Source organism: Streptomyces sp. NPDC029292 (assembly GCF_055569295.1).
The window spans coordinates 314281-339290 of the sequence record NZ_JBVHXR010000005.1 but is presented as its reverse complement, the minus strand read 5'-3'; the positions used below and the strand labels follow the sequence as shown (position 1 = coordinate 339290).

21 protein-coding genes, 3 tRNA genes and 1 pseudogene are annotated in these 25010 nt (G+C 69.3%); 7 read left to right on the top strand and 18 right to left on the bottom strand.

The window, feature by feature from the left end; all coding sequences use genetic code 11:
- Positions 1–233: 233 nt before the first annotated feature.
- Both ACZ4WS_RS14975 and ACZ4WS_RS14970 read left to right on the top strand, forming a co-directional pair.
- Positions 234–1319 carry a Leu/Phe/Val dehydrogenase gene (locus ACZ4WS_RS14975; RefSeq protein ID WP_467980467.1) on the top strand — a complete coding sequence of 362 codons (1086 nt, stop codon included), beginning with the start codon at positions 234–236 and terminating at the stop codon, positions 1317–1319.
- A 301-nt stretch (positions 1320–1620) separates the two neighbouring features.
- Positions 1621–1881 (top strand): DUF3073 domain-containing protein, encoded by a 261-nt coding sequence (locus tag ACZ4WS_RS14970; protein WP_467980466.1) that lies wholly within the window; start codon positions 1621–1623, stop codon positions 1879–1881.
- A gap of 154 nt (positions 1882–2035) precedes the next feature.
- On the opposite strand, the gene purM is transcribed toward ACZ4WS_RS14970, so the two are convergent.
- The 9 genes from purM to purS form a co-directional block, all read right to left on the bottom strand.
- On the bottom strand, positions 2036–3133 hold the full coding sequence (gene purM, locus ACZ4WS_RS14965; protein ID WP_467980464.1) for a phosphoribosylformylglycinamidine cyclo-ligase: 1098 nt from the start codon (positions 3131–3133) through the stop codon (positions 2036–2038).
- A 43-nt stretch (positions 3134–3176) separates the two neighbouring features.
- Complete coding sequence (gene purF / locus ACZ4WS_RS14960; protein WP_467980462.1) at positions 3177–4703, bottom strand: amidophosphoribosyltransferase; 1527 nt, start codon at positions 4701–4703, stop codon at positions 3177–3179.
- Between the two features lie 61 nt (positions 4704–4764).
- Positions 4765–5553 (bottom strand): META domain-containing protein, encoded by a 789-nt coding sequence (locus ACZ4WS_RS14955; RefSeq protein ID WP_467980460.1) that lies wholly within the window; start codon positions 5551–5553, stop codon positions 4765–4767.
- 48 nt (positions 5554–5601) lie between these two features.
- On the bottom strand, positions 5602–6399 hold the full coding sequence (locus ACZ4WS_RS14950) for a maleylpyruvate isomerase family mycothiol-dependent enzyme (RefSeq protein WP_467980458.1): 798 nt from the start codon (positions 6397–6399) through the stop codon (positions 5602–5604).
- A 9-nt stretch (positions 6400–6408) separates the two neighbouring features.
- Positions 6409–7611, bottom strand: coding sequence for a hypothetical protein (locus tag ACZ4WS_RS14945; protein WP_467980457.1), 1203 nt, complete (start codon positions 7609–7611; stop codon positions 6409–6411).
- 133 nt (positions 7612–7744) lie between these two features.
- A complete protein-coding gene (locus tag ACZ4WS_RS14940; RefSeq protein ID WP_467980555.1) occupies positions 7745–8188 on the bottom strand; it encodes a hypothetical protein in 444 nt (147 codons plus the stop codon).
- Positions 8189–8521: 333 nt separating this feature from the next.
- Positions 8522–10780, bottom strand: a complete 2259-nt coding sequence (gene purL / locus ACZ4WS_RS14935; protein ID WP_467980455.1) for a phosphoribosylformylglycinamidine synthase subunit PurL — start codon at positions 10778–10780, stop codon at positions 8522–8524.
- On the bottom strand, positions 10777–11457 hold the full coding sequence (gene purQ, locus ACZ4WS_RS14930; RefSeq protein ID WP_467980453.1) for a phosphoribosylformylglycinamidine synthase subunit PurQ: 681 nt from the start codon (positions 11455–11457) through the stop codon (positions 10777–10779). The genes purL and purQ overlap by 4 nt, the downstream gene beginning before the upstream one ends.
- On the bottom strand, positions 11454–11720 hold the full coding sequence (gene purS / locus ACZ4WS_RS14925; protein WP_153289764.1) for a phosphoribosylformylglycinamidine synthase subunit PurS: 267 nt from the start codon (positions 11718–11720) through the stop codon (positions 11454–11456). The genes purQ and purS overlap by 4 nt, the downstream gene beginning before the upstream one ends.
- 359 nt (positions 11721–12079) lie before the next feature.
- Between purS and ACZ4WS_RS14920 the strand changes: the two genes are divergently transcribed.
- The 5 genes and pseudogenes from ACZ4WS_RS14920 to ACZ4WS_RS14900 all read left to right on the top strand — a co-directional run bounded on the left by ACZ4WS_RS14920 (position 12080) and on the right by ACZ4WS_RS14900 (position 13624).
- A complete protein-coding gene (locus ACZ4WS_RS14920; RefSeq protein ID WP_327429925.1) occupies positions 12080–12397 on the top strand; it encodes a histone-like nucleoid-structuring protein Lsr2 in 318 nt (105 codons plus the stop codon).
- A 143-nt stretch (positions 12398–12540) separates the two neighbouring features.
- Positions 12541–12612 (top strand) — tRNA-Gly (locus tag ACZ4WS_RS14915).
- 79 nt (positions 12613–12691) lie between these two features.
- Positions 12692–12767, top strand: a tRNA-Gly gene (locus ACZ4WS_RS14910).
- A gap of 269 nt (positions 12768–13036) precedes the next feature.
- Positions 13037–13525 (top strand): annotated as a pseudogene (locus ACZ4WS_RS14905) (response regulator); the annotation flags it as partial.
- Between the two features lie 23 nt (positions 13526–13548).
- Positions 13549–13624 (top strand) — tRNA-Gly (locus tag ACZ4WS_RS14900).
- A gap of 42 nt (positions 13625–13666) precedes the next feature.
- On the opposite strand, the gene ACZ4WS_RS14895 is transcribed toward ACZ4WS_RS14900, so the two are convergent.
- The 9 genes from ACZ4WS_RS14895 to purD form a co-directional block, all read right to left on the bottom strand.
- On the bottom strand, positions 13667–14566 hold the full coding sequence (locus ACZ4WS_RS14895; RefSeq protein ID WP_467980451.1) for a phosphoribosylaminoimidazolesuccinocarboxamide synthase: 900 nt from the start codon (positions 14564–14566) through the stop codon (positions 13667–13669).
- 150 nt (positions 14567–14716) lie between these two features.
- Entirely contained in the window at positions 14717–15976 is a 1260-nt protein-coding gene (locus ACZ4WS_RS14890) for an ABC transporter permease (protein ID WP_467980450.1), read from the bottom strand.
- Positions 15973–16716, bottom strand: coding sequence for an ABC transporter ATP-binding protein (locus ACZ4WS_RS14885; protein ID WP_467980448.1), 744 nt, complete (start codon positions 16714–16716; stop codon positions 15973–15975). The genes ACZ4WS_RS14890 and ACZ4WS_RS14885 overlap by 4 nt, the downstream gene beginning before the upstream one ends.
- Entirely contained in the window at positions 16713–18146 is a 1434-nt protein-coding gene (locus tag ACZ4WS_RS14880) for a peptidoglycan-binding protein (protein ID WP_467980447.1), read from the bottom strand. The genes ACZ4WS_RS14885 and ACZ4WS_RS14880 overlap by 4 nt, the downstream gene beginning before the upstream one ends.
- Positions 18118–19092 carry a hypothetical protein gene (locus ACZ4WS_RS14875; protein ID WP_467980445.1) on the bottom strand — a complete coding sequence of 325 codons (975 nt, stop codon included), beginning with the start codon at positions 19090–19092 and terminating at the stop codon, positions 18118–18120. Before ACZ4WS_RS14875 ends, ACZ4WS_RS14880 begins: the two co-directional genes overlap by 29 nt.
- Positions 19086–19502 carry a hypothetical protein gene (locus tag ACZ4WS_RS14870; protein WP_467980443.1) on the bottom strand — a complete coding sequence of 139 codons (417 nt, stop codon included), beginning with the start codon at positions 19500–19502 and terminating at the stop codon, positions 19086–19088. Before ACZ4WS_RS14870 ends, ACZ4WS_RS14875 begins: the two co-directional genes overlap by 7 nt.
- Positions 19503–19709: 207 nt before the next feature.
- Positions 19710–21218: a N,N-dimethylformamidase beta subunit family domain-containing protein gene (locus ACZ4WS_RS14865; protein WP_467980442.1), complete on the bottom strand. Its 1509-nt coding sequence runs from the start codon at positions 21216–21218 to the stop codon at positions 19710–19712.
- Between the two features lie 288 nt (positions 21219–21506).
- Positions 21507–23342, bottom strand: a complete 1836-nt coding sequence (locus ACZ4WS_RS14860; RefSeq protein ID WP_467980548.1) for a M48 family metalloprotease — start codon at positions 23340–23342, stop codon at positions 21507–21509.
- Between the two features lie 356 nt (positions 23343–23698).
- Positions 23699–24952 (bottom strand): phosphoribosylamine--glycine ligase, encoded by a 1254-nt coding sequence (gene purD / locus ACZ4WS_RS14855; RefSeq protein WP_467980441.1) that lies wholly within the window; start codon positions 24950–24952, stop codon positions 23699–23701.
- Positions 24953–25010: the final 58 nt, after the last annotated feature.

Sequence of the window (25010 nt, the reverse complement as noted above, 5' to 3'; positions counted from 1 at the left end):
CCAACGGACCACACGTGAAACCCGGGCGGGAAACCCGCTCAACCCACGCACAAGCGACCGGGAAAACACTGCAAATCGTGCCACGGCCGTACGTGAACGTACTCCGCGAGAAGGTGATCCTGAACACTGCGCGGATGGCGGTCGGGCACAGGCTCTAGTCTCATGCCCACGGGAGCCCGCCACCCGCACGGGCACCGCATTCAACCGCCGCTACTTACCTGGGAGTCACCACCGTGACCGACGTAACCGACGGCGTCCTGCACACCCTGTTCCACTCGGACCAGGGGGGTCATGAGCAAGTCGTGCTCTGTCAGGACCGGGCCAGCGGCCTCAAGGCCGTCATCGCCATCCACTCCACCGCGCTGGGCCCCGCGCTCGGCGGTACGCGCTTCTACCCGTACGCGAGCGAGGAGGAGGCCGTCGCGGACGCGCTGAACCTCTCGCGCGGGATGTCGTACAAGAACGCCATGGCCGGTCTCGACCACGGCGGCGGCAAGGCCGTCATCATCGGTGACCCCGAGCAGATCAAGAGCGAGGAACTGCTCCTCGCGTACGGCCGCTTCGTGGCCTCCCTCGGCGGCCGGTACGTCACCGCGTGCGACGTCGGTACGTACGTCGCCGACATGGACGTCGTGGCGCGCGAGTGCCGCTGGACGACGGGTCGCTCGCCGGAGAACGGCGGCGCCGGGGACTCCTCCGTCCTCACCGCCTTCGGTGTCTTCCAGGGCATGCGGGCCTCCGCCCAGCACCTGTGGGGCGACCCGACGCTGCGCGGCCGCAAGGTCGGCGTCGCCGGTGTCGGCAAGGTCGGCCACCACCTCGTGCAGCACCTGCGCGACGACGGCGCCGAGGTCGTGATCACGGACGTACGGGAGGAGTCGGTGCGCCGGATCCTCGACAGGCACCCCGCCGGCGTCACGGCCGTCGCGGACACCGAGGCACTCATCCGCACCGAGGGCCTCGACATCTACGCCCCGTGCGCGCTGGGCGGCGCCCTGAACGACACCTCCGTGCAGGTGCTCACCGCGAAGATCGTGTGCGGCGCTGCCAACAACCAGCTGGCGCACCCGGGCGTGGAGAAGGACCTCGCGGACCGCGGGATCCTGTACGCGCCCGACTACGTGGTGAACGCGGGCGGTGTCATCCAGGTCGCCGACGAGCTGCACGGCTTCGACTTCGACCGGTGCAAGGCGAAGGCGGCGAAGATCTTCGACACCACGCTGGCCATATTCGCACGTGCGAAGGATGACGGTATTCCGCCGGCCGCCGCGGCCGACCGGATCGCCGAGCAGCGGATGGCGGAGGCGCGCCGCCGCTGATTCCGGGATCTCCCATTCCGGCTTGTCAGGGACCCGCCGATGGAAGTCTTGGAGAGAACTCTCACTCCTGTCGGCGGGTCGTCCGCCAATAAGAGGTTAAAATCGCGGTTGACCAGCGGGGACAGGGCACCTCGCGGGTTCTGGGCGAAGGCGCGTCCTGCGGGCGACGTACCGTATGGGCGCGGGCTCAGGTACCGTGGAAGCCCTACGGACCGGTCTCTCCACGGAGAGCCCGTTCCAGAACATGAACGCGTGTCAAGACTCTGGGGCCACCGAGCCCCGTATCCGAGGGGGTCGAGCCATGGGGCGCGGCCGGGCAAAGGCCAAGCAGACGAAGGTCGCCCGCCAGCTGAAGTACAGCAGCGGCGGGACTGACCTCTCGCGTCTGGCCAATGAGCTGGGCGCTTCGACTTCGAGCCAGCCGCCGAATGGCGAGCCGTTCGAGGACGACGACGAGGAAGAAGACGACCCGTACGCCCAGTACGCGGATCTCTATAACGACGACGACGATGAGGACGAGGACGACGAGTCCGGTCCTACGTCGCAACGTCGCGGCGCTTGACGCAGCAGCGTCCCTCGCAGTTTCAGCGATCCCTCGTAGCAGATATTTCTCGTAGCAGATTTCTGTGGGCGGGTTCCTCGTAGCAACTGCACTTCACCCGGTCCGGGGCCTCAGCGCCGGACCGGGTTTCGTGCTGTCCTAGCTCGAGGCGCTTCTAATCTGAATACGTGCCGATCAGCGCCGCGCCCGACTCGTGGTCGCCGCGCTCGGTGATCTCACCGGCGATCCAGGCGTCCACACCGCGGTCCGCGAGAGTGTCGAGGGCCGCATCCGCCGACTCCTCGGGGACGATCGCGATCATGCCGACGCCCATGTTCAGCGTCTTCTCCAGCTCCAGGCGCTCGACGTCGCCGGTCCTGCCGACGAGGTCGAAGACCGGGGCCGGGGTCCAGGTCTCGCGGTCGACGACGGCGTGCAGGCCGTCGGGGATGACGCGGGCCAGGTTGGCCGCGAGTCCGCCGCCGGTGATGTGGCTGAAGGCGTGCACCTCGGTGGTGCGGGTGAGCGCCAGGCAGTCCAGGGAGTAGATCTTGGTGGGCTCCAGGAGCTCCTCGCCGAGCGTGCGGCCGAACTCCTCGACGTGCTGGTCCAGGCGGAGGTTCGCCCGGTCGAAGAGGACGTGCCGGACGAGCGAGTACCCGTTCGAGTGAAGTCCGGAGGCCGCCATGGCGATCACCGCGTCACCCTTACGGATACGATCCGCGCCGAGCAGCCGGTCGTACTCCACCACGCCCGTGCCGGCGCCCGCGACATCGAAGTCGTCCGGACCGAGCAGGCCCGGGTGCTCCGCCGTCTCGCCGCCCACGAGGGCGCAGCCCGCGAGGACACAGCCCTCGGCGATGCCCTTCACGATGGCCGCGACGCGCTCCGGGTGGACCTTGCCGACGCAGATGTAGTCGGTCATGAAGAGCGGCTCGGCGCCGCACACCACGATGTCGTCCATGACCATCGCGACCAGGTCGTGGCCGATGGTGTCGTACACGCCGAGCTGCCGGGCGAGGTCGACCTTCGTGCCCACGCCGTCCGTCGCGGAGGCGAGCAGCGGCCGCTCGTAGCGCTTGAGGGCGGAGGCGTCGAAGAGGCCGGCGAAGCCGCCGAGGCCGCCGAGGACCTCGGGGCGCTGCGTCTTCTTCACCCACTCCTTCATCAGCTCTACGGCGCGGTCGCCCGCTTCGATGTCGACGCCGGCAGCCGCGTAGGAAGCACCGGTACTGCCCGGGGACGGAGTCCCCTGATCGGACACAGCAGACATTGCCTGGGATCTTTCGGGTTGGTGATACGGGGCTCTGCGGCGCTTACGGGCGACGGATGGCGTCGGCCGCGGCCGTGGCTGCGGGACCCGCCGCCAGCTCGGTCTCCAGAAGCTGCTTGCCCAGCAGTTCCGGGTCGGGGAGCTCCATCGGGTACTCGCCGTCGAAGCAGGCGCGGCACAGGTTCGGCTTGGCGATGGTGGTCGCCTCGATCATGCCGTCGAGGGAGATGTACGAGAGGGAGTCGGCACCCAGCGAGGTGCCGATCTCTTCGATGGTCATGCCGTTGGCGATCAGCTCGGCACGGGTCGCGAAGTCGATGCCGAAGAAGCAGGGCCACTTCACGGGGGGAGACGAGATCCGGATGTGGACTTCCGCCGCGCCCGCCTCGCGGAGCATGCGCACCAGCGCGCGCTGGGTGTTGCCGCGCACGATCGAGTCGTCGACGACGACCAGGCGCTTGCCCTTGATGACTTCCTTCAAGGGGTTCAGCTTCAGACGGATGCCGAGCTGGCGGATCGTCTGCGAGGGCTGGATGAAGGTCCGCCCGACGTACGCGTTCTTCACCAGACCCGCGCCGAAGGGGATTCCGCTGGCTTCCGCGTAACCGATCGCGGCGGGCGTCCCGGACTCCGGGGTCGCTATGACCAGATCGGCCTCTACAGGGGCTTCCTTGGCCAGCCTGCGGCCCATCTCGACGCGCGAGAGGTACACGTTCCGACCGGCGATGTCCGTGTCGGGGCGGGCCAGGTACACGTATTCGAAGACACAGCCCTTGGGCTTCGCTTCCGCGAATCGCGAGGTACGGAGGCCGTTCTCGTCGATGGCGACGAACTCGCCCGGCTCGATCTCGCGGACGTAGGCGGCGCCGCAGATGTCGAGGGCGGCGGACTCGGAGGCGACGACCCAGCCGCGCTCCAGGCGGCCGAGGACCAGCGGGCGGATGCCCTGCGGGTCGCGGGCCGCGTACAGGGTGTGCTCGTCCATGAAGACGAGACTGAAGGCGCCCTTGACCTGCGGGAGGATCCTGGCGGAGGCCTCTTCTATGGTCAGCGGCTTGCCGTCGTCGTCGACCTGGGCGGCGAGCAGGGCCGTCAGGAGGTCGGTGTCATTGGTGGCCGCCACGCGTGTGGTGCGGCCGTCCTGCTTGGGGAGGTCGGCGACCATCTCGGCGAGCTGCGCCGTGTTGACCAGGTTGCCGTTGTGGCCGAGCGCGATGGAGCCGTGCCCGGTGGCACGGAACGTCGGCTGGGCGTTCTCCCAGGTGGAGGCGCCGGTGGTCGAGTAGCGGGCGTGACCGACCGCGATGTGACCCTGGAGCGAACCGAGAGAGGTCTCGTCGAAGACCTGGGAAACGAGCCCCATGTCCTTGAAGACGAGGATCTGGGAGCCGTTGCTGACCGCGATTCCCGCGGATTCCTGGCCCCGATGCTGGAGGGCGTAGAGCCCGAAGTAAGTGAGCTTGGCGACCTCTTCGCCCGGAGCCCAGACACCGAAGACGCCGCAAGCGTCCTGGGGGCCTTTCTCACCGGGGAGCAGATCATGATTGAGTCGACCGTCACCACGTGGCACGCCACCGAGTGTAGGCGAGATCGACCACTGGTCCGAATTGGGGATACGGGACCTTAATGGATCACTCGTCGGCCACGGCAGTGACCGTGGTGCCGTTTGCGCTGGTCAGCGTGAGGGTGCGGTGATCCAATTCGTATACGACCGTGCCGTCGAAGAGGCCGAGCAGCGTCTTCTCGGTGGCCATGAGTGAGCTGTCGCACACCATGCGGGTGGTCCGGGGGGTGCCGAGGGTGATGTGCCCGTCGCGGACGGTGGCTTTTGCGGACGCGTCGTTGCAGCCGAGACGGCCGCCGAGGGTGCCGTGCTTCTTGTCGAGCACGAGGTACGCCTTGGCGCCCGCCGGGAGGGGCTGCGCCACGTCCGCGTCTCCGAGTGCGGTGACGGTCCACTTCGTGCCGTAGAGGGGGGCGTCCTTCTCCTTGGTGAGGTGGACGCGGTCGCCGTCGTCGGTGGTGAGGGTGAGTTCGTCCTTGCGCACGGTGGCCTTGAGGGCGCCGTCGGCGAGGGTGCGGGCGAGGGTGCCCTCGAACTTCATGGGGCCCTTGTCGCAGGCCATCTCGGTCCTCGAGGTGTCACCGAGGTCGATGCGGTCGCCTGTGAAGGTGGCGGTCGCGTTGAAGTGGTTGCAGCCGTAGTTTCCCTGGACCGTGCCGTCCTCGCCGATCTCGACGTGCGCTCCGGAGGGCGCGCGCCGGCTGGTGCCGTCGACGGTGACGCTGGCGACGTTCCAGTGGACGCCGGTGACGGGTGACGAGCCCGACCCCACCGAGCTGCTGCCCGTCTCGGTGCCACAGGCCACCACGAGCGGAACCAGGGTCAGGACGCTGAGGGTCAGTCGCTGCTTGTCCATGCCGGTGTGACGGGAGGGGTGGGGTGGTCGGTTCCCCTCCAGGACGGCTCAGCCCATGAGGGGCAGCAGCCCTCCGAGGTCCGCCCGCTCCCCACTGGCGCTGACCTTGGCGTCGTCCAGCGCCGCCTTCCACTCCGTACGTCCCGTGGCGAGCCGGATCCAGGTCAGCGGGTCGGTCTCGACGACGTTCGGCGGGGTGCCGCGGGTGTGCCGCGGCCCCTCGACGCACTGCACGACGGCGTACGGCGGGATCCGCACCTCCGTGGACGCGCCGGGCGCCTTTACTGCGAGGGCGTCGGCGAGCAGCCGGGTGCAGGCGGCGAGCGCCTGACGGTCGTACGGGATGTCGAGTCCGGGGACGGCGCGGTTCAGGTCGTCGGTGTGGACGACGAGTTCGACGGTGCGGGTGACGAGGTAGTCGGCGAGGGTCATGGCGCCGGTGCGGGCGGCGAGCAGCCGCCCGTCGGATGCCGTGGCCAGCGCTTCGGTGATCCGCTCCTCGGTGCGGGCGTAGAGCGCGTCGAGGTCGGGGTTGCCGACGGCGAGTTCGCGCGTGCCGTCGGCGATGTCCTCGGCGCGGGCCGCCGTCGCGAACGGCCAGTCGAGCAGGGCGAGTTCCTTGACGGCGGGCTCCGGCCGGCCGAGGTTCCGGCTGACGGTCTCGACGGCCATGGCGACGTGCGCGGCCAAGTCCCGCACGCTCCAGTCCCCGAGGTGCGTCGGCCGCGCCAACTCCTCGTCGCCGAGGGCCCGTACGCCTTCTCTTACGTTCCCGAACTGCGCGAGCACCGCGGTGCGGATCTTGGCGGAGTCGTACGTACGGGTGCGCTTCTTGGCCGGCGGCATGCGGTGAGCCTAAGACCGGAAGGTCGAGGACGCCGGGAACTTGGTGTCCGTGCAGCCGCGGCGCTTGGCGACGTCGGTGACGTAGGCGCGGAAGACCTTCTCGTACGCGGGTGTGACCACCCTGTCGTAGCCGTAGCCGATGGTCATCGTGTGGATCTGGGGCTTTCCCTGGCAGACGGACGAGGCCCACCAGACCGGTTCGTCCTCGCTGCGGCCCGCCTTTCCCGGTTCCGCGACCTCGGGAATCTCGTCGTAATCGGTGCTCGTGAGACGTATGTCCTTCGCGTCCTCACCGGCGTACGTGTGGAAGGAGACGAACCAGTCGCCCTCGCGGTCCGGCTCGTCGAGGCTCTCGATGTCGTCGACGTGGGAATACCAGAGGTCGTTCGCGCGGGCCTCGCTCAGCACGAGACCGCACTGCTCGTCCCACAGCGTGTCGTCCGTGCGGCTTTCGAGGACCTGGTCGGCGAGCTGCTTCTGACGCGCGAAGCCGGCCTTGCGGTACCAGGCGCAGGTGCCGTCCGCGTCCGAGGCCGATGTCGGGCCGTCGGTCAGGGCGGGGATGTCCTCCGGCGGATCGGGCAGCCGTTCGGAGCAGCCCAGCCGGTCGGCGAGGTTGTTGGCGGTGATCACGGCGGTCTCGGCGAGGACGCTCCGGTCATGGGCGGTGAGCTGGCCGTTCTCGGTGAAGGGCGGCCCGGGGTCCATGAGTGCGGCCCTCGCCCACAGCGCCTTGAGCTGCCGCCCGTGCGAGACGGCTTCCGGGCAGGAAAGCTGGACGGTGACGCCCGAGGCCGAGACCAGCCCGGTGATGCCACCGCCGAGCGGCTGGGCGGGGTAGGTGTGGCCGGCATACGAGTCGACGATGCTGGACACCGGATCGTCGGTGACCACGGGTGAGTCGCTCGGCACCGGACCCACCGTGCCGGTGAAGAACCAGCGCTCGCCGCTGTCCGTGCCGTACTTCTCCCCCGCCTCGGTGCTGAAGATCTCGCAGTCCTGCGGCAGCGCGGCGTCGAGTTCGATGGTGCCCTCTTCGGCGAGCCGGTGCGAGATAGTGCCGCCCGCCGGGGAGAGCGCGAGTACGCGCCCGGCCGGGACGAGTCCCGCGCAGGCCTCGTTGATCTCGTATCGGCCGTACAGGACCTGCCAGATCTCCCGGCCGCTCCAGCCGATACCGGCCACGGCGACCAGACACAGCAATATGTTCACGGACTTCCGCGCACGCTCAGGTACCCGCACTGCTCCCCCGTACCTCGTTCCCCACGCAACCCCAGCTCTGCCGAAAAAATTATCAGCAGCCGCTGACAACCCGGCGGCGCGGACCGACGTCCGTGCAGGAACATCACGCTTTGCGCGCGTAGTCCCCGAGTCCGTGTTCCACCAACGCGAAGGCCCGGTCGGCGAGTTGGGCGGCGTCGGCGGCGACCGCGGCCACGCTCTCGCCGGCGGCCACGCGGCGGTGGTGCTCCTCGATCAGGGCGTTGCGGGCCGCGCTCAGCATGGCGGCGGCGACCGTGGCGAGCATCAGGTCGCCGGTCTCCTCGGCGAGGAGGGCGGCCAGGTCCCGGGTGCCCTTCTGGGCGGCGAGGAAGGCGCGTTCCATCAGGACCGGGGTCTCCAGGACGAGCCCGCGCACCTGGCGGGCGAACGGCTCGCTGTTCAGGCCGACCGACGGGGCGCGGTTCTCGACCATCTCCAGGAAGTGGCGGCGTACGGCCTCCACCGCGGACTCACCCGACCGCCGCTCACACACGGCGCGGGCCGCGTCGCCGAAGTGCTCCTCCATGGGAAGGCCAGGTCCTCTTTGGTGCCGAAGTAGTTGAAGACGGTCATCTTGGAGACCTCGGCGGCGTCGGCGATCTCCTGCACGGAGACGTTGCCGGAGCGGCCCGCGCCGACGGCATCCACGCCTTCGTCGACGCGACCCAGCTCGTGTTCTGGGGAGGAGCCGGGCTGATGGTCCTCGCCGCGCTGCTCGCGCTGAGGCTGCCCAAGTCCGGTGACACGAAGGGCACCGCGGCACCGCCCCGGGAGACCGAGCCCGTCCCGGCGTGACGAAGGCCCCGCCCGTCGAACGGGCGGGGCCTTCGGCGTCGTACGACCGTTTCGCTACGACCGCTTACGCCAGCAGCGCCGGGATCGTGCCCTCGTGTGCCGTGCGCAGCTCGTCCAGCGGGAGCGCGAACTCGCCCTGGACCTCGACGGCGTCTCCGTCGACGACACCGATACGGGTGACGGGCAGACCCCGCGCACCGCACATGTCGTTGAAGCGGAGCTCCTCCGAACGCGGAATGGCGACGACCGCGCGGCCCGCCGACTCCGAGAAGAGGAACGTGAACGCGTCCAGACCGTCGGGGACGATCAGGCGGGCGCCCTTGCCGCCGAGCAGCGCCGACTCGACCACGGCCTGGATCAGACCGCCGTCGGACAGGTCGTGCGCGGAGTCGATCATGCCGTCGCGGGAGGCCGAGATGAGGATCTCGGCGAGCAGCCGCTCGCGCTCCAGGTCGACCTGCGGAGGCAGACCGCCCAGGTGGTCGTGGACCACCTGCGACCAGGCCGAACCGCCGAACTCCTCGCGGGTGTCGCCGAGCAGGTAGAGGAGCTGGCCCTCTTCCTGGAAGGCGACCGGCGTGCGGCGGGCGACGTCGTCGATGACGCCAAGGACGGCCACGACCGGGGTCGGGTGGATGGCGGCCTCGCCGGTCTGGTTGTAGAGCGAGACGTTGCCGCCGGTCACCGGGGTGCCCAGCTGCAGGCAGCCGTCGGCCAGTCCGCGGATGGCCTCCGCGAACTGCCACATCACCGCCGGGTCCTCGGGCGAGCCGAAGTTCAGGCAGTCGGAGACGGCGAGCGGCTTGGCACCGGTGGTCGCGACGTTGCGGTACGCCTCGGCCAGCGCGAGCTGCGCACCCGTGTACGGGTCGAGCTTCGCGTACCGGCCGTTGCCGTCCGTGGCGATGGCGACGCCGAGCCCGGTCTCCTCGTCGATGCGGATCATGCCCGAGTCCTCGGGCTGCGCCAGCACCGTGTTGCCCTGCACGAAGTGGTCGTACTGGGAGGTGATCCAGGACTTGGAGGCCTGGTTGGGAGAGCTGACCAGCTGGAGGACCTGGTCCTTCAGCTCCTCGCTCGTCGCCGGGCGCGGGAGCTTGTTCGCGTCGTCCGCCTGGAGCGCGTCCTGCCAGGACGGGCGGGCGTACGGGCGCTCGTAGACCGGGCCGTCGTGCGCGACCGTACGCGGGTCGACGTCGACGATCTTGCCGCCGTGCCAGTAGATCTCCAGGCGGTCGCCGTCGGTGACCTCACCGATGACGGTCGCGATGACGTCCCACTTGTCGCAGATCTCGAGGAAGCGGTCGACCTTCTCCGGCTCGACGACCGCGCACATGCGTTCCTGCGACTCGCTCATGAGGATTTCCTCGGGCGAGAGCGTGGAGTCGCGCAGCGGTACGTCGTCCAGCGTCACGCGCATGCCGCCGGAGCCGTTGGAGGCGAGCTCGGACGTCGCGCACGACAGACCGGCCGCGCCGAGGTCCTGGATACCGACGACCAGCTTCTCGGCGAAGGCCTCCAGGGTGCACTCGATGAGGAGCTTCTCCTGGAAGGGGTCGCCGACCTGGACGGCGGGACGCTTCGACGGCTTGGCGTCGTCGAAGGTCTCACTCGCCAGGATGGAGGCGCCGCCGATGCCGTCGCCGCCCGTGCGGGCCCCGTACAGGATGACCTTGTTGCCGGCGCCGGACGCCTTCGCGAGGTGGATGTCCTCGTGCTTCATGACGCCGATGGCACCGGCGTTGACGAGCGGGTTGCCCTGGTAGCAGGCGTCGAAGACGACCTCGCCGCCGATGTTGGGCAGGCCCAGGCAGTTGCCGTAGCCGCCGATACCGGCGACGACACCGGGCAGCACGCGCTTGGTGTCGGGGTGATCAGCGGCCCCGAATCGCAGCGGGTCCACGACCGCGACCGGCCTGGCGCCCATCGCGATGATGTCGCGCACGATGCCGCCGACGCCGGTGGCCGCGCCCTGGTAGGGCTCGACGTACGACGGGTGGTTGTGCGACTCGACCTTGAAGGTGACGGCGTAGCCCTGGCCGACGTCGACGACACCGGCGTTCTCGCCGATGCCGACGAGGAGGGCGTCGGACTGCGGGGCCTTCTCGCCGAACTGGCGGAGATGGACCTTCGAGGACTTGTACGAGCAGTGCTCGGACCACATGACCGAGTACATGGCGAGCTCGGCACCCGTCGGGCGGCGGCCGAGGATCTCCACGACCCGCTCGTACTCGTCCTTCTTCAGGCCCAGTTCGGCCCAGGGCAGCTCGACGTCGGGGGTCGCGGCCGCGTTCTCGACCGTGTCCAGAGGCGTGCGGCTCATGCGTTGACCAGCTTCTTGAGGATCGAGGTGAAGAAGGGGAGGCCGTCGGTGCGGCCGGACCCGATGAGGGGCTCGACTGCGTGCTCGGGGTGCGGCATGAGGCCGACCACGTTCCCGGCCTCGTTCGTGATCCCGGCGATGTCCCGAAGGCTGCCATTGGGGTTGAAGTCGACGTAACGGAAGGCGACCCGGCCCTCCGCCTCCAGCATGTCGAGCGTGTGCTCGTCGGCGACGTACCGCCCGTCCATGTTCTTCAGCGGGATGTGGATCTCCTGGCCGGCTTCGTAGTCGGTGGTCCAGGAGGTCTCCGCGTTCTCCACCCGCAGCTTCTGGTCGCGGCAGATGAAGTGGAGGTGGTTGTTGCCGAGCATCGCGCCGGGGAGGAGGTGCGCCTCGGTGAGGATCTGGAAGCCGTTGCAGATGCCGAGGACCGGCATTCCGGACTTCGCCTGCTCGATGACGGTCTCCATCACGGGCGAGAAGCGCGAGATGGCGCCGGCCCGGAGATAGTCGCCGTACGAGAAACCGCCGGGGAGCACCACGGCGTCGACCTGCTTGAGGTCCTTGTCCTTGTGCCAGAGAGCGACGGGTTCGGCGCCGGCGAGCTTGATGGCGCGCTGCGTGTCCCGGTCGTCGAGGCTGCCGGGAAAGGTGACGACTCCAATACGAGCGGTCACTTTCCTGCCTCCACCTTCTCGTCCTCCACCTTCACGGTGAAGTCTTCGATCACGGTGTTGGCGAGGAAGGATTCCGCCAGTTCATGGATGCGGGCGAGCGCGGCGTCGTCCACCGGTCCGTCCACTTCCAGTTCGAATCGCTTTCCCTGACGTACGTCGGAGACACCTTCGAAACCGAGACGCGGCAGTGCACGCTGCACCGCCTGGCCCTGGGGGTCGAGGATCTCCGGCTTGAGCATGACGTCGACTACGACGCGTGCCACTGGCACTCCCGGTGTGTGGTGCTGAGCAGGTTCCTTCAGACTACCCGCACAAAATTTCTACTCGCGTAGATTCGTAGAATCCTACGTGACCCCGATCACGATCCCGCATCGACGCGGGGGCCTGCACGGAAAATCCTGGGAAAAACCGCAGAAGAGCGGCGGGACCCCATTGCCCTCGGACACGCGGAAGGATTTAGTCGGGCTTCACAATGCATTGCTGGGCACTGTACAAATGAATTGGCAATAGCCGATACTTTGCCCAATAACAGCCGGACAGTCGACATCTCCCCGACAACTCCGTGACGTCTGTGCACGTCATGACTTGATCGCAGAGGTGTCGCACGAAGGGACCGATATTCGTGGCGCAGCGTGTCGTGGTCACTCTCTTTGACGACATCGACGGCTCAGAAGCGGCGGAAACGATCGTCTTCGGACTGGACGGCAAGTCGTACGAGATCGACCTCAATCCAGCCAATGCCAAGAAACTGCGTAAGGCGCTCGCGCCCTACCTCGAGGCCGGCCGCAAGCAGTCCAAGTCCGGGAAGGCGTACACGCACACCGCGCTGACCCCCGACCCGGCCGCCGTCCGCGCCTGGGCGCGCTCCAACAAGATGGACGTGCCCCCGCGCGGCCGCATCCCCAAGAAGGTCTACGAGGCGTTCGCCGAGGCACACTGAGCCGGCGCCCCCTCCCGGGGGCGCCCGCACGGGCCCGTCACCGGGCCCTGGGAACAACCGACTTGCGCTGACCCCCCGCTGATCAGCTAGAGTCTGGAACACGCCGAGGGGCAAGGCCGAAAAGCCGGACCTCACGGAGTCACGCGGGTGTAGTTCAGTAGTAGAACATCCCCCTTCCAGGGGGAAGGCGCAGTGTGCAATTCCTGTCACCCGCTCTGCATCCCTTACCGACCACTGTTGTGGATCAGGTAGGGTGGTGCTCGCGCCGATCGGTGAGAGCTGATCGGAAGCAATGCGGACGTAGCTCAGTTGGTAGAGCGCAACCTTGCCAAGGTTGAGGTCGCGAGTTCGAGCCTCGTCGTCCGCTCCAGTACGAAGGCCCCGGTCAGTGACCGGGGCTTTTTGCTGTCCCCCCGCGAGCGTCGCCTGACATTTGTCATGCGGAGTGATGACACCGCGCACTGCTGTCGCGTTCCGTCCGCGGGGACGCCGATTTCATGAACACGAACGAGCACGACGACGTGATTGAGGTCACGGATCTGCGGCGCGTATACGGGGGAGATCGGGGAGCCGGGGGAGTTTTCGAAGCGGTCCGCGGAGTCACCTTCTCCGTCGCCCGCGGTGAGCTCTTCGCGCTGCTGGGCGATGGCGCGGGCGCACGAGCCCGATGTCGCGGTTCTCGATCTTCAGATGCCGGGGGCGGGCGGTGTGAGGGTGGCCACATCGCTGCGGGCCGAACTACCCGCGTGCCAGGTGCTGATCGTGACGAGTCACGGGCGCCCCGGACATCTGAAGCAGGCGCTTGCGGCGGGTGTGCGCGGGTTCGTCCCGAAGACGGTGAGCGCTCAGCGGCTCGCGGAGATCATTCGTACCGTGCACGCGGGAAACCGTTATGTGGACCCGGAGTTGGCCGCCGACGCGCTCTCCGCCGGAGACTCGCCGCTGACCGCGCGCGAGGCCGAGGTGCTCGAATTCGCCGCCGACGGGGCGCCCGTCGCGGAGATCGCCGAGCGGGCCGCGCTGTCCCAGGGGACCGTACGTAACTATCTGTCGTCGGCCGTGTCGAAGCTCGGGGCGGAGAACCGTCACGCGGCGGTGCGGCTCGCGCGGGAGCGAGGTTGGGTATAGTTGGCCTCGCGCCACGGCGCAATGCGGACGTAGCTCAGTTGGTAGAGCGCAACCTTGCCAAGGTTGAGGTCGCGAGTTCGAGCCTCGTCGTCCGCTCCAGAACAAAGGCCCCGGTCATCGACCGGGGCCTTTGTCGTGTGCTCAGGACCAGCTCGTACCCGTCAGGCGCTCGTACGCCTCGATGTACTTGGCACGGGTCGCCTCGACGACGTGCGGCGGCAGCGCGGGCGGCGGCTGCTCGCTCTTGCGGTCCCAGCCGGACTCGGGAGAGGTCAGCCAGTCACGGACGTACTGCTTGTCGAAGGACGGCTGGGAGTGGCCCGGCTCCCACTCGTCGGCGGGCCAGAAGCGAGAGGAGTCCGGGGTCAGCACCTCGTCGGCGAGGACGAGCGTCTCGCCCTCGTAGCCGAACTCGAACTTGGTGTCCGCGAGGATGATGCCCCGGTCGCGGGCGATGTCGCGGCCGCGGCTGTACACGGCGAGGGTCGCCTGGCGCAGCTGGGCGGCGGTGTCGGTGCCGACCTGGCGGGCGACCTCCTCGTACGAGACGTTCTCGTCGTGATCGCCGACCGCGGCCTTGGTGGCCGGGGTGAAGATCGGCGCGGGGAGTTCCGAGCCGTCGACGAGGCCCTCGGGGAGGGCGAGGCCGCAGACGGTGCGGGACTCGTTGTACTCGACGAGGCCGGAGCCGGCGAGGTAGCCACGGGCGACGCACTCGACCGGGGCCATCCGCAGGGACTTGCAGACCAGGGTGCGGCCGGCCCAGTCGGCGGGGGCGCCCGGCGGGAGTTCGGTGCTCAGGACGTGGTTGGGGACCAGGTCGGCGAGCTGGTCGAACCACCACAGGGAGAGCTGGGTGAGGGTGCGGCCCTTGTCGGGGATCTCGGTGGGCAGCACCCAGTCGAATGCGGAGATGCGGTCACTGGCGACCATCACGAGGTCGCCCGCCTCGTTCTGGTACAGGTCGCGCACCTTGCCGGTGTGCAGATGCACCAGACCCGGAACCTCGAGAGGCTCGGGCTTTTCGACGAATCCGGACACGGTTCCTCCCCGTGGTTGAAGAAAAGGTGCGCCCGTAGGCCCGAATAGGGTGGTGGTGGGCGACGGGTGGGCCAATTGGCTCGATTCTCCCCCACCCGAGACCTGAAGCTGCCCCAGGTCAGTCTCCTATGACCTGGGGACGGCTTCAGGTCAGCGCCGGAGCGCCTCGGCGGGCTCGATCCGGCTGGCGCGCCAGGACGGATACAGCCCGGCCAGGAGGCCGGTCACCAGACCGATCGCCGGGGCCGTCAGCGCGGTGACCGGGTGCACGACGGGGGTCCATTCCCGTGCCAGCGCCACGGACACCACGGTGATGGTCCCGAGCGACGTCCCTATCAGGCCGCCGAGGGCCCCCAGCGCACCGGACTCGGCAAGGAACTGTCCGGTGATGTGCCGGCCGCGAGCACCGAGCGCGCGGCGGAGCCCGATCTCGCCGGTGCGCTCCAGCACGGCCACCAAGGTGGTGTTGGCGATTCCCACCGCGCCGATGACGAGACAGATGGCCGCGAGCAACAGGAACAGTTGGTTCATGTCGGCGCTGACGGATGAGCGCAGAGCCTTGGGATCCGGGGGAGGCGCGGATTTGAAACGCTGGGGGTGAGCGGGGTCGAGAGCCAGCGGAGCCTCGTCGGCTATCTGCCTGGCCGCACCCAGGTCGGTGGAGATCAGCATTTTGGCGGGCGCGTCGGCGCCTGGCTCGCCCCAGGCGTCCTGGGCGACGGTCGCGGGGATCACGACCGACAGCAGCAGGTCGGCCTTGCGCCGCACATCGCTGATGATGCCGATCACCGTGAACGGCCTGTCACCGATGAAGATGGTCGGCTGCGTATTCAGTGTGGTGATGCCGAGCCTGGTGGCCATGCCGGAGCCGATGACGGCCACCGGAACGGCGTGATCGACGTGGTAGCGGTCGAAGAGCCGCCCTTCCTGGAGCGTGGGGTCGGCGGCCCGCAGAACCCCCGAAGAAGCCGCCACCACCTGGGTCTCGTCCTCGGCCATCGAGGCGCCGACGGGAGCCGAGCGGACCGTCTCGCCCTCCGAGAGCGTCACCGGCCAGTAGAGCCCCGCGTCCTCAACGCCGTTCAGGCCCTCGATCCGTGCGTCGGCGTCCTTCGGGAAGGACATTCCGGCGAAGGAGCTCTCCGGGTCGCCGACGTCCTCGACCGTGACCTCGGTCGCGGTGAGCGCGTCGAAGCGCGAGTCGATCTGGGACGAGGTGGTCGCCGTGAGACCGAGAATGGCGACGAACGTGCCGACCCCCAGGACGGTTCCCAGTGCGGTGAGGGTCGATCGTGCCGGGCGCTGGAGCATGCCGGCCACGGCCTCGGAGACAAGATCGCGGAAGGCGAAGCGGGACGGCTCGATGTGTGCGGCGCGGCGCGCGCGGCGGCGATGTCCCTTCGCTCTCACGACGTCACCTGCGCAGCTTGCACGGCTCCGGCCGAAGACGCCTCGTCGAGCACACCGTCCCTGAGGGAGAGGGTCCGTGCCCCTCTGACCGCCACCGACGGATCATGCGTGATCACGACGATGGTCATGCCGTCGTCGTGCAGTTCGTCGAGGAGGCCCAGAATCGAATCCGCCGTGGCTGTGTCGAGGTTGCCCGTGGGCTCGTCGCACAGCAGCAGCGAGGGGCGGGCGACGATCGCCCGCGCGATGGCGACCCGCTGCCGCTCCCCTCCCGACAAGCGGGTCGGCAGCGCGTCCACACGGTGGCCGAGCCCCACCTTCACCAGGGCGTCACGGGCTCGTGTACGGCGTTCGGAGCGAGGCGCGGAGTTGTACACCATCGCGAGCAGTACGTTCTCCAGCGCGCTGCGGTGCGGCAGCAGGTGGAAGGCCTGGAACACGAAGCCGATCCGGCGTCCGCGCAGACTGGTGCGCTCCGCGTCCCTGAGGTGCGCCGTGTCGATGCCGTCGAGCAGATACCGACCGGCCGTGGGCGCGTCGATGAGACCCGCGATGTTGAGGAAGGTCGACTTTCCGGAGCCCGAGGGGCCTACGACAGTGACGTACTCGCCCTGGCTGATCACCAGGTCCGTGGGCCGAAGCGCGTAGACGGGAGGCGGTCCCGGGTAGGTGAGCCCGGCGGCACGGAACTCGATGACCGGGGTCCGAGTGCGGGACTCGCCGACCGGTACCCGCGTCACGAGGCACCGGCCTCTGCGGAGACCGCGGAGTTCCCGCTGCCGACGATCGCCTTGTCGCCCTTGGCAAGAGAGCCCCCGGGGACCGGGGTGACCTCGACGTATCCGTCGCCGGACAGCCCCGTGCGCACCTTGACCCGTCGCCGGTCCCCGTTCTCTTCGAGTACGGTCACGACCGTACTGCCATCCGCACTCGCGGAAACGGCGGAGTACGGGACGACGAGCACCTTGCTCTTGGACGTCGCTGCCTCGACCGTCAACCGGACGTCCTGGCCCGCGAGTTCCGTTGGAATCGCCTCGTCCGGTTTGACCGTCATGGTGTAGAAGACTCCGGTCGCACCTTCGTCCGCGCTGCCCTCCACTCCGTCGTCGCCTTCCTCGTTCGCGTCGGCCGTCGCGGGATCGGCAATCGACGTCACCATGCCGTCGAACTCGTCGCCCGTCGCCTCCGAGAGGATGCGTACGGTCTGCCCGGTCCGGACGGCGGTCTTCTGGCTCGGCGTCAAAGTCCCCTGGACAGCGAGCGCTCCCGAAGAGACGGTCATGACCTTGCTCACGGCCTGGTCTCCCACCCGCACCGGGACGGACTCGACCCGGGCGGGAAAGCTGGCGAGGACGACGGTCTCGGCGGCGGGCAGCATCGCACCCGCCTGGAGCCGCGCATCGGCCAGCGTTTCCCGGGCCGTCGCGAGGTCCTCCTCGGCACGCGTGACATCCGTCGCGTCGGCCTCGGTGTCGGCCCGCGCGTCCTGGAGCACCCTCTCGGCTTCCGTGACCGCCTTCGTGGCGGACTCCACCTGCGAGGCCCCGTCCTCCGACACGGGCCGGGGTTCGTAGCCGATCGACTCGTAGAAGGCGGCCACCGCGTTCTGCGTACCCGAGCCGAACTCTCCGACCGCATCAGCACCGGAGCCGAACCCGAGGTCGGACAGCGCGCGCTGAATCTGCTTGACGTCGTCACCCTTCGCGCCGGGCTTCAAGTCACGGTAAGGGGGAAGGGAGCCGCGCAGGACGAAGACCGGGCGCCCCGATATCTCGACGAGAACCTTCCCGGCCTTCACCTTGTCCCCGGCCTTGACCGGCAGCTTGGTGACAATGGACGTGGCGCCCTCCGCGCTGCTCGCGGAGGGCGAGACGGTCACTGTGCGGTCGGCGGCGATCAGTCCTCTGACGATCACCGACTCCTTCAGGACCCGGTACTCGACCGGAGCGGTCAGCACGTCACGGTCCGGCGCACCGGCCTCGGCGGCCGCCTGGGCAGGCGACTTGATCAGCGTCGACGCCGCGATGCCCGCCCCGGACAGGCCAACGGCGCCGACCACCACCGCCATCAGCAGAGTCCGGCGGCGGGCGAGCGAGGAACCGCCTGTGTTCCCGGCTCGGTCGGCGGCGGGGCCGCCCGCGTCAGCTTGCTTGGAGCGCCTTGTTCGCATTCTCAATCCACTTTGCGGTCTTGTCCTTGGCATCCTGGAGCATCTCGGCGTTCTCTTCGATCATCTGTTCCTCATAAGCGGACACCACGGCGACGCCGATGCCGAGGTAGTTGACCTTCTGCTTGCAGCGCATGTCCGCGACGGCGGTCGAGATCTCCGTCTTGCCGGCCTGGTTCGTGTCCGACCAGCGCTTGTCCTCCCGGGCGTCGCTGGGGTCGCCGTAGTCGTAACCCTGCTTCTCCATGCAGTCCGACCACTCGGCAGCGGCCTTCTCGAAGCGGCTGTCGCCGCGCACCTTGGACATGGCCTTGCCGCGCGCCGAGGAGACCATCATCTCCGCGTAGCCCTCACCGAAGCCGCCCTCACCCGCGCCGGCCTTGGAACCGTCGGGCATCGTCACTTCCCGCGCAGTACCGGCGCCTTTCGTGATGGTGCGCAGCGCCTCGCCCTCGCAGCCGCCCTTGGGAACGGTCTTGCCGTTGAAGGTCGCGATACGCCCGGCCAGCAGCTGTCCCTGGAGTTTCGTGACCTTCTTGCTGTACGTCGCCTCGGCCGACTGTCCCGTGGAACCCTCGTCCTGCGGACTGTTGTAGCCGTACTGCTCCACCTGAGACAGCGGCGACACCAGAAACTCCGTGTGCTCCAGGTACGCCTTGCCCGTGTACGTGCCCAGCGGCTGCGGGTTGTCCGGGTATCCGAGCCGTCGCATGCACTGGTTGACCAGCAGGACGCGCGCCTTCTTCAGCGTGTAGTTCTCCTCCGGCGTCGGGAGGTACGCGTCCAGCGGTGTGGAGATCTTCGCCGGGTCCAGGCTGCTGGGGGTCGGAACGGAGCCCAGCTCAGGCTCCCCGGACGCGGACCCCGTTGTCCCGCATGCGCTCAGCGCCGTCGCCGCCACGAGGGCGACGACGACACGCCGAGCCACGACCGGAGGATGCGTCAGCATCCGGTCTTCTTGAAAGAGGAGAATTCGTTGTTGTTGTCGTAGAACGTGAGGTACTGGAAGTTACGCGACGCGAAGTAGCTGGTGCCGTCGTAGCCGACGTTCCACCAGAAGGTGAAACCCGCGCAGGAGGTGAGTGAATCCGCATCGTTCGACGCCGCGCCGATCGAGTCGCCCAGGTAGGACGGGTCGATGAAGTAGTACATCCCATGGAAGTCGGAGTGCGGGTCGTTCAAGTCGTAGTAGCCGTAGGCGTAACTCGTGGGCTGCTGGTAGTCGTAGACGCAGATGTTTCCGGCGTCGCTGCAGTCGCCGTCCCCGTCGGCCTGGGCGATGGCCGCACTGCCCAGGACCAGGGTTGCAGCGACCGCCCCCAGAGCCGCGACACGGCTGACCGAGTTTCTGATACGCATTCCTGTTGCCTCTCGTGATGTCACGGAAGTTCCGTGACTGGCGGACAACAGGAGAGGGCAACGGCGAGCGCGACAGGACCCCCCTGCCCCAGCCCCCCCTGAGCAAGTCCCCCTGATGGAGCAGGACTTGAACTGCGAGGAACGTACAGGGAACGTAAGATCTTCGGCAAGATCACCTGAAGAACTCGCGAAGATCTTGCACATAGGTCAGTCGCGCTTGCAGATGCGGTCCAGGAGGTTGGCCGTGGCCCGCTGAATGCGCGGGTCGACGTGGCCCGGGCGGTCGAGGGACGGGGACCAGGCGAACGTTCCGGACGCGAAGACGAGGGCGCCGGAGGGGGCCCGGTAGAGGGAGGTCTCCTGGTGGCGGCCGATGCCGTCGCTGTCCCGGTACGGGGAGTGGGCGAGGAGGATGCGGTCCTGATGCTCCGGCAGCGGGGTGCGCGGGAAGTAGCGGTCGGCCTCGCCCGCGACCATGCCGTCCAGCTCGTCGCCCTCGTGCGCGCCGGTCGCCTCCCACAGCCAGTGGTCGGCGTTGCGGACGATCAGGGGGTGGGGTTCGGGGACTCTTCCCGCGTACTGGATCCCGATGAGCTGCTGTTCCGGGCGGTCGATTTCACGCCACAGAGCCGGCTTCCCGGGCCCTCTGCGCTTGCGGCAGGTCAGCAGTCGGTCGGCGACGCCGGATGGGGACGGGCCCAACTCCACCTGCCAGTACATGGTGTTGGCGGAGAGGAAGACGAGCGACGTGCCGTGTTCGCGGGCGAGCTCCGTGGTGCGGCGCATCTGCGTCGACCAGTACTCGTCGTGGCCCGGGAAGACGAGGCCGCGGTAGCGGGTGGGGTCGACGCGGCCGGCGTGCAGATCGCGGGCGTCGGCGTAGGCGAGGTCGTAGCCGTAGCGCTCGGCCCAGCGGATGAAGTCGTAGGCGTGGCCGACGTGGAGGGGGAGGCCCGCGCCCGCGTACGGGCGGTCGAAGGAGACCGTCGTCGCGGCGTCGGACTCGCCGAGCAGCCGGCCGTTCTCGTCCCACGCGTGGTACAGGCTGGCGCCGGTGTGGCCGTCCTCCGGATACAGGTTGTACGCCTGCCAGGTGATGTCCGGAAGCAGGAGCAGCAGGTCGGCGGGGTGGTTGTCGCGGATGGTGAACGGGACGTGCGAGCGGTAGCCGTCGCCGGTGGTGAGGACGGCGACATACGCGCCGATGCTCCAGTAGCTGGGGATCTGGAGCCGCCAGGAGAGCCACCAGTGGTGGCAGGAGACGGTTCTGTCGGCAGTGAGGGGCGGGGGCTGGACGATGCCGGAGAGGCGCGGGCTGGTGGTGATCTTGCTTGCCCCGTCACCGCCGTAGTGCCCGATCCGGTAGATGTCGACGCTGAATTCCTGAGGCGGGTCGACGGTGATGTGGAAGTCGATGGCCTCGCCGGGGGCGGCCGCGCCGGTGGAGGTGAAGCCCTTGATCTGGCGGTGGACGTCGTCGGCCGAGCGGGGGCCTCCGGCTCGGGGGTGCGGGATGGTTCCCCTGACCGGGGTCTTGGGGTCGCGGAGGAGGGTGGCACCCGGGGCGTGGTCGATGTACCACGGGACGACGTGGCCGGTGTCGTCGAAATAGTGCTCGTCGCCGCGGAGCCAGGGGACGGGGCCCTGCCCGAAGGGGTCCGTCACGGCGTGCGCAAGTGCGCCCGACTCCCAGCGGCGAATCTGCTCCGATCCCATGCCTGCTCCCCTCCCTCTTGCCCCCGTCGTCCTTGTAAGCCCTTGCCGTGCGCGCGATCGGCCCCAGCACATCACATTACGCACGCAGTCCGTCACCGTTCGTCGCGAATTGACGTGAGCGGAACGGGGGGCTCCGCCCAGGGTGCGGTGTTTTCGTCTCCTCCGCCCATACTCGTCCGTATCTCGGGGCTGTTCCTGGGGGCTGCCGCCCCCAGACCTCCGCTGTCGGCCTGAACGGCCTCGTCCTCAAAAAACGCCGGACGGGCGGAAAGATCTCCGCGCCGACGCTCAGACCAACCGGACCGGCTTCTCCGGGCGGACGCCGAGATGGCGCAGCCAGTCTCGGAGGGGGCCGGGGTCGCCGGTTTCGACGAGGGTGAGGACGCGGGGTCCCAGGTCGGCGGCCCGCTCGCCTTTGACGAGGAGGGAAGGGCCGTCGAGCCAGTCGAGGCCGGGTGCAGCGCCCGCCGTGTCCATCGCGGCGCAGCACACCATCGCGGTGACATGGTCGGCCAGCAGCTCACGACCGGTCCGGGGTGGCTGGAGCGGGAAGAGGGGAAGCATCCCGTCGTCCCAGAGGGCCCGGTCGGGGCCCTGCTCCGTGCCCGTGGCCGGAGCCGGCGGCGCGGCCGGCGCCGATGCCTCCTCGCGAGCCAGCTCCGCGGTGAGCCCCGCCGCGAGCGCGGCCGTCCGCTCGTTCCCGAGGCCGAGCTCCGCGTCGTCCTCGTCCAAGCCTATGCCCATCTCCTCGTACGCGCCGCGGCGATTGGTGACGAGGGCGGCAGCGGCACCCGAGTCCGGGCCCGGCGCGTCCCCGTCGTCCGGGGGCGCGGACAGGTGGTCCATCACCCGCGCGAGCGTCGGACCGTGCGACTCGGACGTCGCCGGGTCCGTGGAGTGCCGGACGCCCAGCGCGTCCAGGATCCGGTGGAGGCGGGCCGCGTCGGTACGCCACGTGCGGTCGACGACCTCGTCCGGATACTCCTGCCAGTCGACCGGCGCCCAGTCGGGCCCCACCTCGGCGGGACCGCCGTGGAAGAGCCGGGCGGCGAGGAGCGAGACCGCCTCGTCCACCGTGCCCGGCTCTTCGAGCAGGTCGCAGGCGGGACGCTCGCCGAGCCGGGAGGCGAAGCCCTCGGCCAGCCGGTCACGACGGGACAGCTCGGTGAGGGCCGCGACGACGCCCGCGTCGAGCCGGGAGGGCCAGCGGCCCATCCGCCAGGCGGGCAGCGCGACCCGGGTCAGCAGCCGGTCCCAGCCCGCGTAGGCCAGGCCCACCTGTTCCTGGGCGACGATCCGCAGGCCGTAATCCACAGCCTGTGCACGCTCGGCCGCGGCGGCCGCCACTCCCCGTTCCATTTCGGCCGCATGGCCCCGGCAGCTGCGCAGCAGCAGGCGGGTCACCCAGCCGATGCCGCCCAGCACCGTGCGGGACAGCGCTCCGCGGGTCGGGGCCGCGGTCACGGCCACGGCCGCGTCCAGCCCCCGTACGAAACGACGGGCCGCGGCTATGTCGGGGTGCGCCGACGGACCCGTACCGGCGACGACCGGGGCGAGGACCGCGCGCAGCTCCCCGACCCGCATCCACCACAGGAAGGGGGAGCCGATGACGAGGACGGGAGCGAGGGCCCGGCTCGGCGACAGTCCACGAACGCCCCGCATCCCTCGTGCACCTCGGACGCCTTCTATTTCGTCCCTGCCCTCGGGCGGCGGCGGTCCGTGCGCCGGGTGGGTGCGGTCCTCCAGCCAGCTGTCGCAGTCAGGGGTGAGCGCTATCGCCGAAGGAGCGGGGACGTCGAGTCGGTCGGCCAGGTCGCGGACCATGCGGTAGAGGTCGGGCGCCGATTCCTCGGCGATCGGGACCGTGGGGCTCAAGGCGGGCCGGGCGCGGGCGACGACGAGCGCGATGCCCGCGGCGGCCAGGAGGACCAGGGCGGCGAGGACCATCACGATCGAGCGGGTGATCCCCCAGCTTCCACCGGTGATGTGCCCGGTGGAGTCGCCGACGAGCAGCACGACGGCGACGGCCGCGGGCAGCAGGGCGACAGCCAGCGCCCTGCTGCGGATGCGCAGCACGGCGAGCGCCCGGAAGCGCGCGGCCTGCGCGCCCACCTCCACACCCATACCGGTCACGACCGGACGTCACCCCCTACTGTCCGCCCGGCCCGGGCTGTCTCACAGCCCGTGCCGGCGAATGCCCTGACGAATGCCCTGGCGTTGCTCACTCCCCCACTGTGGCACCCACCACTGACATCGCAATGCCGGTGGGCCAAGTGCCGGAACGCTTTCGCCGCACCCTAGTTGGGGCCTCGGTCCCCGTCAGCTGGATAGAGCATCGGTCACTCGATGGAATGGCTTTGGGGAAAGGTGGATGACGGTGGGCAATGATCAGGCCCCTGATTCCGTACAGAAGTCCGCACGGAAAAGGCCCCGGATTCCGTACGGAATCCGGGGCCCAACGGCACATTGAGCGACCAGGCCTAGGCCTCCGCCGCCGCCTTCGCCGCGATGTCCGTGCGGTGCTGCGAACCGTCGAGACCGATGCGGGAGACCGCCGCGTACGCGCGCTCGCGGGCCTGGGTGAGGTCGGTGCCGGTCGCCGTCACGGAGAGCACGCGGCCGCCCGCGCTCACCACCGCGTCGCCGTCGCGCTTGGTCCCGGCGTGCAGGACGTACGCGTACGGGGCGTCCTGGGCCGCCACCTCGTCGAGCCCGGTGATCGGGTCGCCGGTGCGCGGGGTCTCCGGGTAGTTGTGCGAGGCCACGACCACCGTGACGGCCGCGTCGTCGCTCCAGCGCAGGGTTTCCAGGTCGGCGAGGGTGCCGTTCGCCGAGCCCAGGAGCACCCCCGCGAGCGGGGTCTTCAGGCGGGCGAGGACCACCTGGGTCTCCGGGTCGCCGAAGCGGGCGTTGAACTCGATGACCCGTACGCCACGGCTGGTGATCGCCAGACCCGCGTAAAGAAGGCCGGAAAACGGTGTGCCCCGGCGACGCAGTTCGTCGACGGTCGGCTGGAGGACGGTCTCCATGACCTCCTCGACGAGCTTCGGGTCCGCCCAGGGCAGCGGCGAGTACGCGCCCATGCCGCCGGTGTTCGGGCCCTCGTCGTTGTCCAGCGCGCGCTTGAAGTCCTGGGCGGGCTGCAGCGGGACGACGGTCTCGCCGTCCGTGATCGCGAAGAGGGAGACCTCGGGGCCGTCGAGGAACTCCTCGATGACGACGCGGTCGCAGGCGTTGGCGTGGTCACGGGCCTTCTCGAGGTCGTCCGTCACGACGACCCCCTTGCCCGCCGCCAGCCCGTCGTCCTTCACGACGTACGGGGCGCCGAAGGCGTCGAGCGCCTCCTCGACCTCCTCGGGCGTCGTGCAGACGTACGAACGTGCCGTCGGGACACCTGCCCCCGCCATCACCTCCTTGGCGAAGGCCTTGGAGCCCTCCAGCTGCGCCGCCTCCTTCGAGGGGCCGAAGACGGGGATTCCCGCCGCGCGCACGGCGTCGGCGACCCCCGCGACGAGCGGGGCCTCCGGGCCCACGATCACCAGCTCGGCGCCGAGCTCGGCGGCCAGCGCGGCAACGGCGGCGCCGTCGAGGGCGTCGACCGCGTGCAGCTGGGCCACCTCCGCGATGCCTGCGTTCCCGGGGGCGCAGTGCAGGGCGGTGACGTCGGGGTCGAGGGACAGGGAACGGCACAGGGCGTGTTCGCGGGCGCCGCTACCGATGACGAGGACCTTCACGGGGGTCAGCCTAACCGCCGCGGGCGGGTGCCTTTGTGGGGGCTTCCGAGGCGGGGGG